Raw genomic sequence first — 13,470 nt, forward strand, 5'->3', positions numbered from 1 at the left:
TAACTGATCGGCATTACGCCAAAGCGTCCTTTTTTATCGTCTTTGTTTCGGTTTACAGCACAATGCCGCCTACCACAAAGCCCAGCACAACGGCAGTGGCGATGGTGACCACACCTGGAATGAAGAACGGGTGGTTGAAGACCAGATTGCCGATACGGGTTGAACCTGTATCGTCCATTTCAACCGCAGCCAACAGTGTTGGGTAAGTTGGCAGGACGAACAGCGCACTGACTGCCGCAAACGAAGCAATCGCTGTCAGTGGTGCAACGCCAATCGCCAGTGCCGCTGGCATCAGGGCAACTGTGGTCGCACCTTGTGAGTAGAGCAGCATGGAAGCAAAGAACAGCACCATAGCCAGCATCCATGGGTAGTCAGACAGCAAGGTGCCCGCGACTTCTTTGATGCCTTCAACGTGCGCGTTCACAAATGTTGAACCCAACCAAGCTACACCCAGTACACACACACACGCCGTCATACCTGAGCGGAAAGTCGGTGCCGATGGGATTTTAGATGCATCGATTTTAGTGGTTGCAACAATCAGCGCCGCCGCTGCCAGCATGAAGGTCATGATGGCTTCATTGCGGCCCAGCGTTGGGTTTTCAATCAGGCCGATTGAACCGGAAATCGCTGCGGCGTAAGCCACAACCAGCACGATGGCGCCCAGGAAGATGTAAGTTGCTTTTTTCGCGGTAGGTGCGATTTCACGCTTGGTGGTGCCTTGCAGCTTGATCAGGCCTTTTTCCAGACGCTCTTGATAAACCGGATCATCTTTCAGTTCACAACCCAGGAAGTTCGCCACAAATGCACCTGCCATACAAGCGACGAACGTAGTTGGAATACAGATAGCCAGCAGAGTCAGGTAACCGATACCCAGCGGCTCAAGAATGCCAGAGAAGAACACCACAGCCGCAGAGATTGGAGACGCCGTGATCGCGATTTGAGACGCAACAACCGCGATAGAAAGTGGGCGTGATGGGCGGATGCCTTGCTCTTTCGCCACTTCTGCAATCACAGGAAGGGTTGAGAAGGCAGTGTGGCCGGTACCTGCCATTAGCGTCATCAGATAAGTGACGATCGGTGCGTAGAAGGTAATTTGTTTAGGATTCTTACGAAGAAAATCTTCGGCTTTCTCAACCAACCAGTCCATACCGCCAGCAACCTGCATCGCTGCAATTGCGGTGATCACGGACATGATGATCAAGATAACGTCGATAGGGATATAGCTTTGCGAGGTTGGCATTCCCAAGAATAAGGACAGAGCAACAACACCCGCGCCACCGGCCAAGCCGATACCAATACCGCCAATCCGTGCGCCCAGATAGATGAACGCAAGAACGACGAACAACTCCACTGCTACCATGGGTAACTCCTGTTCAGATTATTAATACAAAAAATAAAAACCAAACGGAGTCACTGTCTTATGGTGCTCATTGCCTTGTAAAAACTAGGGTTTTTAGGGCGCAGTGAATGTAAAAAAGTACCTACGTTTGGGCTTTAAAGCCCAGATGTTCAAAACAGCTGGGCAGAAAAACTAAAAAAGGGTACTCATCGTGAGTACCCATTCTTTCAACGCTTAGTTATAGCGCTTCGCTTTATATTGCGGATGCATCAAGTTTTCGACGGAGAAGATATCATCGAGTTGCTCTTCCGTCAGCAATCCTCTTTCCAAGACCACTTCACGGACGCTCTTACCGGTTTCCGCACAAATCTTACCGACGATGTCACCTTCGTGGTGGCCAATGAACGGGTTTAGGTAAGTGACGATGCCGATGGAATTGTAAACGAAGGCTTCACAGATTTCTTTGTTAACCGTGATACCGTTGATGCACTTCTCGCCCAGGTTCACGCAGGCGTTAGACAGGATTTCGATAGACTCGAACAGCGCCTGACCAATCACAGGTTCCATCACGTTCAGCTGCAGCTGACCGGCTTCTGCTGCAAAGGTCACCGTGGTGTCGTTACCGATCACCTTAAAGCACACTTGGTTAACCACTTCTGGGATCACCGGGTTTACTTTCGCTGGCATGATAGAAGAACCCGCCTGCATTTCCGGCAGGTTGATTTCGTTGAAGCCAGCGCGGGGACCAGAAGACAGCAAACGCAGGTCGTTACAGATCTTCGACAGTTTCACCGCCAGACGCTTCAGTGCGCCGTGAACCATCACGTAAGCGCCACAGTCAGAAGTCGCCTCAATCAAGTCTTCCGCAGGGGTGCAGTTCAGACCCGTCACTTCTGCCAGACGCTGAACCGCCAGTTGTTGGTAACCTGCTGCAGCGTTTAGGCCTGTACCTATAGCGGTCGCGCCCAGATTCACCTCAAGAAGCAGTTCTGCGGTGTATTTCAGGTTCTTCACTTCTTCTTTCAGAAGTACCGCAAACGCGTGGAATTCTTGACCTACTGTCATAGGTACTGCGTCCTGAAGCTGGGTACGACCCATTTTCAGCACGCCTTTGAATTCGGTTGCTTTACCGTCGAATTCATTTTGCAGGTAGTCGATGGATTCGATCAGCTTCAGGATGCTGTTGTAAACCGCAATACGGAAACCGGTTGGGTACGCACAGTTGGTCGACTGGCTCTTGTTCACGTGGTCGTTAGGGTTAACGACGTCGTAGTCACCCTTTTCTTTGCCCATCAGTTCCAGTGCCAGGTTCGCGATCACTTCGTTCGCGTTCATGTTCACCGAAGTGCCTGCACCACCTTGGTAAACGTCAGATGGGAACTGATCCATGCATTTGCCGGTTTCCAGAATCGCATCACACGCTTTGATGATGTAATCGCCCACTTCTGCAGGGATAACACCCAGCTCTTTGTTCGCCATCGCAGCGGCTTTCTTGGTGAAGACCATGCCACGTACGAACTCTGGTACATCAGAAATCGTGGTACGGGAGATATTGAAGTTCTCAACAGCGCGAAGGGTGTGAATACCGTAATACGCATCAGACGGTACATGGCGTTCGCCAAGCAAATCTTCTTCGATACGGGTCGCTAAAAGAGGGTTGGTCAGGTTATTTTCGAAATCAATCGTCTGAGACATGATTTGGCCCTAAATGAAATTTATATTGGTTATTCTGTAGCCAACAATTTCGCTGTAGAGTCCATTCATCAGAGATTTTGGCTGGATGATCGATGTTTTACACCCGGTTTATGCTGGATGATTCTACTCCTCCGTTGCGGTAAAAACATGAGAAAGATCACCAATCAAAGCAAAGCGGAACGATTTGCATAGAACTGTGATCTAGATCGTTAGACAGCTTGTTTGTCTTTGTTTCCTATTGTTTTATCTGTCAGCCGAAAAGTATTGATACAGTTAAATTCTGTACAATATCGGCGTACATTGTTTAAAACCAAGCTACAAACAGATCTCCTTTAATGAGGGGAAATAACGACGCTGTCGAAGGCATGGGATATCAGAAGTGCTACTATGGCGATTCGACACGAATAAGAGGTTTTGCTGTGTTTCCAATTTTGCTGTTGATGTTCATTACTGTCCCTGTGATTGAAATTGCTCTGTTTATTCAGGTCGGTGGCGTGTTGGGACTTTGGCCGACGGTAGCGCTGATTCTACTGACCGCTGTGGTGGGCGCCTCATTGGTGCGCAGTCAGGGACTGCAAACCTTAATGACAGTGCAGCGGCGCATGAATCAGGGCGAGTTACCGGCACAGCAAATCATTGAAGGTGTGATGCTGGCAGTGGCAGGCGTGCTGCTTCTGACTCCCGGCTTTATGACCGATGCCATGGGCATGGCGGTGTTATTGCCTTGGCCGAGAGCTTGGCTGGCAAAACAGTTTATGAGTAAGGTGAAAGTGGCTGGGTTTCAACGTGGGTTTGGTGGTCAACCAGGTCAGGGGCCATATGGTGGACAAGACCCGTTTAACCGCGGCCCTCACCAAGGTTCGAATGATGGTGGCAACACCTTCGAAGGTGAATATCAGCGAAAAGATGAAGATCGCGACCGCTTGAACTGATGCTACGGAATTCATGAAAAACGCCATCCTTCGGGATGGCGTTTTGCGTTGTGGTTTTTTCTTATTCCTGCAGCTCAGGACGCTCTTTGTATTGTTCCAGCGACTCTGGGTTATCCAGCGCGCTGAGCTGAGCGACCGCGCGGCCATGAACCACATCGCGAACCGCCAGTTCGGCGAGTTTTCCTGATTTGGTGCGCGGAATGTCTGTGATAGGAATAATTTTTGCCGGCACATGGCGCGGCGTACAACTGGTGCGGATAGTGCTGCGAATTTTGCGCTCCAGATTGTCGTTGAGATCGATGCCTGGCTTGAGTTTCACAAACAGCACCACACGGACATCCTTCATCCAGTCCTGCCCAATCACGACAGAATCGAGTACTTCATCAAGCTGATTTACATGACGGTAAATCTCTGCGGTACCGATGCGCACGCCTCCTGGATTCAGGATCGCGTCTGAACGTCCGAAGAACACCATACCGCCTTCGTGGGTGAGCTCGACATAATCCCCATGGAACCAGGTATCTTCAATCTTGTCCCAATAAGCCTTGTGGTAACGGGTGCCGTCGTTGTCATTCCAAAATCCTACCGGTTGATTGGGGAAGCTGTTACAGCACACCAACTCGCCTTTCTCACCCTGAACCGGATTGCCTTCATTGTTGAAGACTTCGACATCCAGCCCTAGTCCCTGAACCTGACTTTGGCCACGGTATACGGGGGAAATCGGGCTGCCAAGCACGAAGCAACCACAGATGTCTGTGCCACCTGCGATGGAGCTTAATTGTAAGTCTTGTTTGATGTGGCTGTAGACCCAGTCGAACTGCTCAGGTGCAAGCACTGAGCCTGTAGAGCAAAGTGCGCGGAGTGACGAAAGACTGTGCTCGTCCATGGGGCTGTATTCTTGCTTTTCCAACGCTTCGAGGTATTTGGCGGACGTGCCGAAAAGCGTGACTTTCTGCGTGTCGGTCAAACGCCAGAGTACGCCGGCATCGGGATAAAACGGTGAACCGTCAAACAGCACCAGCGTCGCGCCGCTTAAAAGGCCACTGGCGAGCCAGTTCCACATCATCCAGCCACAGGTGGTGAAGTAGAAAACCTTATCGCCCGGTTTGACATCAGAATGGAGTTGGTGCTCTTTGAGGTGGTTGAGCAAAATGCCGCCCACACTGTGGATGATGCACTTTGGTTTGCCTGTGGTGCCGGAGGAATACAGCACGTACATCGGGTCGTTAAAGCCTACGCGGGTAAACGTCAGTGGCTCAGCCGGTTTGGAAACAATGGCTTTCCAGCAGGTTTCATCGCTGTTGGGTGCAGTGCCGCCTACATACGGGATCACCACCATGTGGGTGATGTTTTCCACGCCTTCACGCACGGCGCGTGCTTTGGTCAGGTTGTCGTGGGTTTTACCGTTGTAGTGGTAAGCATCGGTGGTGAATAGCACTTTAGGTTGGGTCTGACCGAAACGGTCGAGCACACTGTCGATACCAAAATCTGGCGAGGTCGAGGTCCAAATTGCCCCAAGGGAAGACGTCGCCAGCATGGCGACCACAGTTTCTGCGATGTTCGGCAGATACCCTGCCACGACATCGCCTTTTTCCACGCCGCATTCTTTTAGGTAGGCTGCGATGCAGCTGACCTGACGTTCAAGATCTGCCCATGACAGACGAACAGCGGATTCGTCTTCACCAGAAAACACGATGGCGTCTTTTTCGGGCATGTCTTTCACCCATTGCATCACGTTTTCTGCAAAGTTGACTTCGGCATCAGGGAACCAGATGCTGTTTTTATTCGGGTCGTTTTCCGGGCGGCTGATAACACGCTCTCCGCGTTCACCGACCACGCTCGCAAAGGTCCATAGTGTTTCCCAAAACGCTTCACTGTGTTTGACCGACCAGTCATAAAGCTGGTCGTAGTTGGTCAGACTTAGCGCGTACTGTCTGTTGACCTCATTGATAAAGTCAGTGAGGTTAGCATTGGCGATACGCGATGCGCTGGGTCGCCAAAGAGGCTGCTCTGACATGCTGTCTCCTAAACATTGTCCGGGTGCGCTTGCTCAAAGGCGGGTAACCCTTGGCAGCGCTGTTCTATTTCTTTCAGTGTCGGGTAAGGAGTCAGATCGAGTGAAAACCGGCGGGCGTTAAACAGCTGAGGAACCAGACAAATATCAGCAAGGGTGGGAATGTCATCACAGCAGAAAGCCGTTTGTGAGCTTTCTACTTTCTTTTCAACCGCCGCCAGCCCGGCTTTCAGCCAGTGCAGATACCAGTCCAGTTTTTCTTCCTCACTGTGGCCCATGGAACCGGTGAGGTGTTTGAGTACCCGAAGGTTGTTAAGCGGATGGATGTCACAGGCAATGTCGAGCGCAAGGGCACGGCATTTCGCCCGGGCTGCATGGTCGGCAGGCAACAGCGAAGGAGAAGGGTAAACCTCCTCCAGATATTCAATGATAGCCAGCGACTGGGTCAGAACCTGACCGTTATCAACCAGTGTCGGCACCAGCCCGGTAGGGTTCAGGGCCAGATAATTGTCGCCACGTTGATCGCCGTCCAGCAAAGAGACGACCTGCGATTGATAATTCAGCCCCTTGAGATTCAGCGCAATGCGAACACGGTATGACGCCGAGGATTTACTGTAGTCATAAAGCTTCACTGCGTGCGTTCCCTTTATTACCTATACGGGACAACTTCCTGATCAATCTTGCCAAAGATTGAACGACCTTCCTTGTCATGCATCTCGATACTGACCTTATCACCATAGAGTAGAAACGGCGTTTTCGGTGACCCAAGATCCAGAATTTCCAACATTCGTCTCTCTGCAATGCAACAGGAACCCTTTGATCGATCGAGGTTTGACACCGTTCCTGACCCAATAATGGTGCCAGCGCCTAAATGACGACTTTTGGCTGCGTGGGCAACGAGTTCTGCAAAATCAAACGTCATGTCCACGCCCGCATTGGGGGCGCCGAATTGTTCGCCATTGAGGAATACTTCCAGGGGTAGATGCACTTTGTTTTCCTGCCAGCTTTCACCCAGCTCATCAGGTGTCACCGCCACCGGAGAGAATGAAGAGGCCGGTTTGGATTGGAAGAAACCAAAGCCCTTGGCAAGCTCACTTGGGATCAGGTTTCGAAGCGAGACGTCATTCACCAGCATCAGTAGTTTGATGTGGCTACCAGCCTTTTCACTGGGCGTCGCCATGGCGACATCATCAGTGATCACGGCGACTTCGGCCTCGAAATCACAGCCCCAGGCTTCATCGCAAAGCTCAATGTTGTCGCGCGGGCCGATGAATTTGTCAGAAACACCCTGATACATCAAAGGGTCTGTCCAGAAGCTTTCCGGCATGTCTGCGCCGCGGGCTTTACGCACCAGCTCGACATGATTCACGTAAGCGCTGCCGTCCGCCCACTGGAATGCGCGAGGCAGCGGTGACTCGCAGTCAGCGGGATTAAAAGGAAAGCGTTCGGCGACATTATTGTCATTCAAAGCGTCATAACGAGCCTGCAAAAGTGGCGACAACGTATCCCACTCATCCAGTGCATCCTGAAGGGTGAGTGCAATATCAGAAGCGTCTACGGCCTGAGTCAGATCGCGTGAGACCAGGATGAGTTTTCCGTCTCGGCGGTGTTTTAGGGAAGCCAGTTTCATCATCTACTCCTTAATCTAATGTTTGCGATCTATTCGCCACGGGGCGGCGTGCGCCAGGACAGTACGTAATCATCGAGTTCGGTTTGTTTCGCTGCCTCGCCCAAATCGAGCGGCATGCGGGTATCAATCATCACCGCGACTTCATCAGTTTCTTTTTTGGTGGCTTTAGCGCCAGCTGCAAAAGCTTTGGGGTGCGGGCCGTGCGGGAAGCCGCAAGGATGCACAGTCACCATTCCGGGGTGAATGTTGTCGCGGCTGAAGAACTCGCCTTTGTGATAGAAGATGACTTCATCGTAGTCATCATTGTTGTGATAGAAGGGCACCTTGAGCGCGCCGGGATCGGACTCAATTGGGCGTGGCACAAAGGTGCAAATCACAAAGCCATTGGCGACAAAGGTCGTGTGCGCCGAAGGCGGCAGATGATAGCGGTGACTCATCAGCGGTCGGATGTCACGCCAGTTTAGCCGGAATACGGTGAGGTTCCCTTTCCAGCCAAGGGCATCAAGTGGATTGAATGGGTAGGTAATGCGGTTCATTGCATTACGGGATTTCAGGTGCACTTGCCACGATTTTTCGTCTTGTTGCTGGGCAATAAAAGCATCATCGATCTTGGCGTATTCCAGCACAGCCGGATCAAACACAGCATGATCGCCGACGATCCCACGCTCTGCTGTCATATAAGATCCATGAGTGGCTTCGATCATTAGAACAGTAACGGCAGAGTCAGGCTCAATACGCCAATTGGTGGAGCGCGGTAATATCAGGTAATCACCATCACGAAAGCGCAGGTGGCCGTAATCACAGAAAAGTGAACCGGAACCTTCGTGGATAAACAGGCACTCGTCACCGTCACCATTTCGTACCAGATACTCCATCGCTGTGTCGCAGCGCCAGATCCTGACTTTAACATTGGCATTGGAGAGCAAAAGTGGTGCAGTCAGCGGGTTATCACCCACATCTTCGACTTTGTTGGTATCAAACGCATGAGGACGGAGATCGCCTTCCCATTCTGTCCAACCTGTCGGGGCATGTTGATGATACATGTGGGTGGCTGGGCCAAAAAATCCTTCCTTGCCGCATTCACGCTCAAAGGTGCCATCGGGCAAATCACAGTGAGCCTGATGTGATGCTTTGCCTTCCACGATCGGAAATGAAAACCACTTTCGCATTTCTCCTCCTGAACTATGCAATGAGTGAGGAATTGAATTATAGTTTCATTTGAAACTAATTTTAGTCTAGCTGCACTGATAACAAAATGGCAACTTATGTGGGTGTTTTGTGCGCTGGCGCATGGGAAGTGAGTTAAGTGTTTGAAGGAGTATGTTGATGGCGTCACCTCTACCGTTTTTTCTGGATGACTTTTTGCCTTACAAGCTGGTGAAAGCTGCGGCCCATGTGTCGGATTCTTTGGCACGGATTTATGAAACCGAGTTTGGGATCAGTCGTCCTGAGTGGCGGATACTCGCCTCAATGGGGGCGAAAGATGGCCTTAATGCCAAATCTTTGGTGGCGGAAACCAGCATGGATAAGGTTCGGGTCTCCCGCACGTTAAAGGTGTTAGAGGAAAAAGGGCTGGTGGTGAAAGTCAAAGATGAAGCTGATCAGCGCGCCGCCTATTTACATCTAACAGAGGAAGGGAAAGGGCTGTATCTCACCATATTGCCGAAAGCAAAAGCGTGGGAAAGTGCGATGTTAGATGGCATTTCAGAAAAAGAGTACGAGAGTTTTCTTCGTACATTGGACGCTTTGTTGGAGAAAAGCGATGCTGATCCGGCAAGAGCCATTCGCGAACCTTAATCCGTTCAGAGCTTGAGGGGTTCAAGTTTCATCTGTTTGCGAAGCGTCACGGCGTAAAGGTATGCAAAAATACCCGTAATGCCATTGGCGACAGCAATGCCAATAAACATCCCTTCCGTACCATCAATTAAGCTGCCAAGCCAAGCCATAGGAAGCAGCAACACAAACAATCGAATCAGGTTCATGATGAAGGCATGAACCGGTTTTTTCATCGCATTTAATGCGCTGACCAGCATCATCATCACGCCTTGCATGCCGTAACTGACGGGAACCACAATCAGGTAATGCCACAGCTTGTTTTGTACGGCAGGTTCCTGACTGAAAATAGCCGCAATCGGCACGCTGAGTGGCACCATGGCCAGAAACACGATGAATTGAAACAGGATGGAAAAACGCATCGCCCGAAATAGGGCTTCGAATGAGCGTGTTGGGTTGTTGGCGCCGAAATTTTGTGCCATCAGAGGCGTCAGGGAAGAGGTCAGCGCCATCATCACAATCAACAGCAAAGACTCCACCCGTTGCGCTGCACCATAAGCAGCAACGGCCGCAGTACCTTGTGCCGCGAGCATGGTCATCAAAATCGCACCGGAAATTGGGTTCAGCGCATTAGACAGCGCAGCCGGAGTGCCAATGGCGAGGATATCTTTCCAATCCTGCACAATTTTCGTTGGTGACGGCCAAGCCAGTAGCTTCTCTCTCTTTATTAATACGTACAGCGAGCAAACCAGCGCGCCAGCCCAACTGATCGCACTGGCAATTGCCGCGCCTTTTACACCCAGCGCGGGAATTGGGCCCAGCCCGAAAATTAACAGCGGGTCGAGAAGACCATTAATAAAGCCGGCCACTATCATGATTTTGGCGGGGGTTTTGGTGTCACCCGTGGCACGGATGGCGGAGTTGCCTGCCATGGGGATAACTAATAGAGGGATAGTGAGATACCAAACCGACATATAGTCATGAATTAGTGGCAACAGGTTTTCATGCGCACCAAGCATCCGGAATAAGGGATTGATCGTCGACAGACCCAATGCGCTTGCTGCAATCACCAAAATGACCGCGAGCATCAACCCATGCCCTGAAAGACGGGCGGCATCGATTTGGGCACTTCGCCCCAGTAAGCGGGCGACCCCGGTAGAGATACCCACACCAATGCCCATGGTGATGCAGTTCACTGCAAAGGTGATCGGGAAAGTGAAACTCACCGCAGCCAATGCTTCCGTGCCCAGCAAGGAAATAAAGAAGGTATCGACCAGGTTAAACGCGAGGATCGCTACAAGACCAAACACCATAGGGATGGTCATGTTTTTAAGCGTTTGGTCAATGGGGCCAGAAAGCAGGCCGTGTTTGTCCTTCATTCCAATCTCGATAAGAGGTAGCGCTGGGAAGTCAACAATACGCCAAGGTTGCATATCGTTATGTTTGCTAAGGCACGGCTACCCTAATTCATAGAATGTGATGGAGCAAAAGGTATTGGGTAAAAAAATGGAAAAAATTTGCACTTAGCCCCTTGGGATTGAGATAACCCACCCCCACTTTATACGCAAATTGACTTAATCCTTGATGAGACGCAGTCTGTCAGGGATTCAGAAATTCGGAACCTGCATTGTGTGGCAGTTTCCACTTCATTTATCACATGGATCACTACATTTATTCAGGAGACGACCAATGAACATTCGTCCACTACACGATCGAGTAATCGTTGAACGCCAGGAAGTTGAATCAAAATCTGCTGGTGGCATCGTTTTGACTGGTTCTGCTGCAGAAAAATCTACGCGTGGCGTTGTGCTGGCGGTAGGTAAGGGCCGTATTCTTGAAAACGGCAATGTGCAGCCACTGGACGTTAAAGTTGGCGACACTGTGATCTTCTCAGAAGGCTACGGCACTAAGACTGAGAAAATCGACGGTAAAGAAGTCCTGATCCTGTCAGAAAACGACATCATGGCTATCGTTGAGTAATTTCTATTTCATCACTGAAGAACAGATTTAAAAAGGAAGAGAGAAATGGCAGCTAAAGACGTTAAATTTGGCAATGATGCACGCACTAAAATGCTGGAAGGTGTAAACGTTCTGGCAAACGCTGTAAAAGTGACCCTGGGTCCTAAAGGCCGTAACGTTGTTCTGGACAAGTCTTTCGGCGCACCAACCATCACTAAAGATGGTGTGTCTGTCGCGCGCGAAATCGAACTGGAAGACAAATTCCAGAACATGGGCGCTCAAATGGTTAAAGAAGTTGCGTCTAAAGCAAACGACGCAGCGGGTGACGGTACGACTACCGCAACTGTACTGGCGCAGGCAATCGTAGCTGAAGGCCTGAAAGCCGTTGCAGCAGGCATGAACCCAATGGACCTGAAGCGCGGTATCGACAAAGCAGTAGCCGCTGCCGTTGAGCAACTGAAAGAGCTGTCTGTTGAGTGTAACGACACTAAAGCTATCGCACAGGTAGGTACTATCTCTGCTAACTCTGATGAAACCGTAGGTAACATCATTGCAGAAGCGATGGAAAAAGTAGGCCGCGACGGTGTTATCACTGTTGAAGAAGGTCAGTCTCTGCAAGATGAGTTGGATGTGGTTGAAGGTATGCAATTCGACCGTGGCTACCTGTCTCCATACTTCATCAACAACCAAGAGTCTGGTTCTGTTGATCTGGAAAGTCCATTCATCCTGCTGGTTGATAAGAAAGTATCAAACATCCGCGAACTGTTGCCTACGCTGGAAGCGGTAGCGAAATCTTCACGTCCACTGCTGATCATTGCAGAAGACGTAGAAGGTGAAGCGCTGGCAACGCTGGTTGTGAACAACATGCGTGGCATCGTGAAAGTTGCTGCGGTTAAAGCACCTGGCTTCGGCGATCGCCGTAAAGCAATGCTGCAAGACATCGCGACACTGACTGCGGGTACTGTTATCTCTGAAGAGATCGGTATGGAGCTGGAAAAAGTGACGCTGGAAGATCTTGGTCAGGCGAAGCGTATTTCTATTACTAAAGAAAACACCACCATCATCGATGGCGCGGGTGACGAAGCTTCTATCCAAGGCCGTGTTGCTCAAATCCGTCAGCAAATCGAAGATGCAACTTCAGACTACGACAAAGAGAAACTGCAAGAGCGCGTTGCGAAACTGGCAGGCGGTGTTGCGGTAATCAAAGTTGGCGCAGCAACTGAAGTTGAAATGAAAGAGAAGAAAGACCGCGTAGAAGACGCACTGCACGCAACCCGCGCAGCTGTTGAAGAAGGCGTGGTTGCTGGTGGTGGTGTTGCACTTATCCGCGCAGCAAGCAAAGTTGTTGACCTGCAAGGTGACAACGAAGAACAAAACGTAGGTATTCGCGTGGCACTGCGTGCAATGGAAGCTCCTATCCGTCAAATCGCACTGAACGCAGGCGACGAAGATTCAGTAGTAGCTAACCAAGTTAAAGGTGGTGAAGGCAACTACGGCTACAACGCAGCGACTGGCGAATACGGCGACATGATTGACATGGGTATCCTGGATCCAACTAAAGTGACCCGTTCAGCACTTCAGTTCGCAGCTTCTATAGCAGGTCTGATGATCACCACTGAAGCAATGGTAACTGAACTGCCAAAACAAGATGCCCCAGCAATGCCTGACATGGGTAGCATGGGTGGTATGGGCGGTATGATGTAATCATCCCGTTTCCAGCCGAAACTGAAAAAGCCCGCGCAAGCGGGCTTTTTTGTTTTTAAAGAGTGTCTTAACACATCCCGTGTATTTACTGGGTTAGCGACTTACACAAATGAGTCAAAAATAACCGTGCGGATTCTTCAGCATGTGCTTTACTGAATAGTCTTGCGGTAAACAAAACAGTCATTGAAACGACATATTGTCGAAATCTGGATCGTGGCCTCTGATCCTGATCATCAAAGATCTGCAGAAATCTGTTCATCTTTTATACAAAAATGCTGTTTTTGGGCGTTATTTGAACACTTGAACGCGAAAGTGTGATTTTTTTCAAAAAACCACTTGCGCCAAATTTCGAAGTCCCTATACTGCGCCACATCGACACGGCAAGCGGCTCGCAGAGCAAGCTACTAAGTCAACGTTCTTTAAC

At 50.4% G+C, this 13,470-nt stretch carries 11 protein-coding genes; 4 read left to right on the forward strand and 7 right to left on the reverse strand.

The window, feature by feature from the left end:
• Positions 1–52: 52 nt before the first annotated feature.
• Positions 53–1,360, reverse strand: a complete 1,308-nt coding sequence (locus RN22_RS22850; protein WP_046308065.1) for an anaerobic C4-dicarboxylate transporter — start codon at positions 1,358–1,360, stop codon at positions 53–55.
• Positions 1,361–1,573: 213 nt separating this feature from the next.
• Positions 1,574–3,034, reverse strand: a complete 1,461-nt coding sequence (aspA, locus tag RN22_RS22855) for an aspartate ammonia-lyase (protein ID WP_002541982.1) — start codon at positions 3,032–3,034, stop codon at positions 1,574–1,576.
• Positions 3,035–3,453: 419 nt separating this feature from the next.
• Between aspA and RN22_RS22860 the strand changes: the two genes are divergently transcribed.
• Positions 3,454–3,966 carry an FxsA family protein gene (locus tag RN22_RS22860; protein WP_046308066.1) on the forward strand — a complete coding sequence of 171 codons (513 nt, stop codon included), beginning with the start codon at positions 3,454–3,456 and terminating at the stop codon, positions 3,964–3,966.
• Positions 3,967–4,027: 61 nt separating this feature from the next.
• Here the strand turns inward: RN22_RS22860 and RN22_RS22865 are convergent, their stop codons facing one another.
• Genes RN22_RS22865 through RN22_RS22880 form a run of 4 tightly spaced genes read right to left on the reverse strand, consistent with a single transcriptional unit; the run spans position 4,028 to position 8,779 of the window.
• A complete protein-coding gene (locus RN22_RS22865; protein WP_046308068.1) occupies positions 4,028–5,983 on the reverse strand; it encodes an acetoacetate--CoA ligase in 1,956 nt (651 codons plus the stop codon).
• 8 nt (positions 5,984–5,991) lie between these two features.
• The gene (maiA, locus tag RN22_RS22870) at positions 5,992–6,612 is read right to left on the reverse strand and encodes a maleylacetoacetate isomerase (protein ID WP_002541979.1); all 621 of its coding nucleotides are present in this window, start codon (positions 6,610–6,612) and stop codon (positions 5,992–5,994) included.
• A gap of 17 nt (positions 6,613–6,629) precedes the next feature.
• Positions 6,630–7,610: a fumarylacetoacetate hydrolase family protein gene (locus RN22_RS22875; protein WP_046308070.1), complete on the reverse strand. Its 981-nt coding sequence runs from the start codon at positions 7,608–7,610 to the stop codon at positions 6,630–6,632.
• A 29-nt stretch (positions 7,611–7,639) separates the two neighbouring features.
• Positions 7,640–8,779, reverse strand: coding sequence for a homogentisate 1,2-dioxygenase (locus RN22_RS22880; RefSeq protein WP_046308071.1), 1,140 nt, complete (start codon positions 8,777–8,779; stop codon positions 7,640–7,642).
• A gap of 157 nt (positions 8,780–8,936) precedes the next feature.
• On the opposite strand from RN22_RS22880, the gene RN22_RS22885 reads away from it, so the two are divergent.
• The gene (locus RN22_RS22885; RefSeq protein ID WP_046308073.1) at positions 8,937–9,407 is read left to right on the forward strand and encodes a MarR family winged helix-turn-helix transcriptional regulator; all 471 of its coding nucleotides are present in this window, start codon (positions 8,937–8,939) and stop codon (positions 9,405–9,407) included.
• A 5-nt stretch (positions 9,408–9,412) separates the two neighbouring features.
• Here the strand turns inward: RN22_RS22885 and RN22_RS22890 are convergent, their stop codons facing one another.
• Positions 9,413–10,762 carry an MATE family efflux transporter gene (locus RN22_RS22890; protein WP_046308077.1) on the reverse strand — a complete coding sequence of 450 codons (1,350 nt, stop codon included), beginning with the start codon at positions 10,760–10,762 and terminating at the stop codon, positions 9,413–9,415.
• 310 nt (positions 10,763–11,072) lie between these two features.
• Here RN22_RS22890 and RN22_RS22895 point away from each other — a divergent pair, with 310 nt between their 5' ends.
• Both RN22_RS22895 and groL read left to right on the forward strand, forming a co-directional pair.
• Positions 11,073–11,363, forward strand: coding sequence for a co-chaperone GroES (locus RN22_RS22895; RefSeq protein ID WP_002541974.1), 291 nt, complete (start codon positions 11,073–11,075; stop codon positions 11,361–11,363).
• 45 nt (positions 11,364–11,408) lie between these two features.
• Complete coding sequence (gene groL, locus RN22_RS22900) at positions 11,409–13,046, forward strand: chaperonin GroEL (RefSeq protein WP_046308075.1); 1,638 nt, start codon at positions 11,409–11,411, stop codon at positions 13,044–13,046.
• The last annotated feature ends 424 nt before the right edge of the window (positions 13,047–13,470 follow it).

The organism is Grimontia sp. AD028, assembly GCF_000973155.1.
In the GTDB taxonomy this organism is placed as follows: domain Bacteria; phylum Pseudomonadota; class Gammaproteobacteria; order Enterobacterales; family Vibrionaceae; genus Enterovibrio; species Enterovibrio indicus.

Coding starts and splice junctions, on each gene's coding strand:
- RN22_RS22850 (WP_046308065.1), bottom strand. CDS start 1,360: ATGGTAGCAGTGGAGTTGTTCGTCGTTCTTGCGTTCATCTATCTGGGC.
- RN22_RS22875 (WP_046308070.1), bottom strand. CDS start 7,610: ATGAAACTGGCTTCCCTAAAACACCGCCGAGACGGAAAACTCATCCTG.
- RN22_RS22880 (WP_046308071.1), bottom strand. CDS start 8,779: ATGCGAAAGTGGTTTTCATTTCCGATCGTGGAAGGCAAAGCATCACAT.
- aspA (WP_002541982.1), bottom strand. CDS start 3,034: ATGTCTCAGACGATTGATTTCGAAAATAACCTGACCAACCCTCTTTTA.
- RN22_RS22865 (WP_046308068.1), bottom strand. CDS start 5,983: ATGTCAGAGCAGCCTCTTTGGCGACCCAGCGCATCGCGTATCGCCAAT.
- RN22_RS22885 (WP_046308073.1), top strand. CDS start 8,937: ATGGCGTCACCTCTACCGTTTTTTCTGGATGACTTTTTGCCTTACAAG.
- groL (WP_046308075.1), top strand. CDS start 11,409: ATGGCAGCTAAAGACGTTAAATTTGGCAATGATGCACGCACTAAAATG.
- RN22_RS22890 (WP_046308077.1), bottom strand. CDS start 10,762: ATGAAGGACAAACACGGCCTGCTTTCTGGCCCCATTGACCAAACGCTT.
- RN22_RS22895 (WP_002541974.1), top strand. CDS start 11,073: ATGAACATTCGTCCACTACACGATCGAGTAATCGTTGAACGCCAGGAA.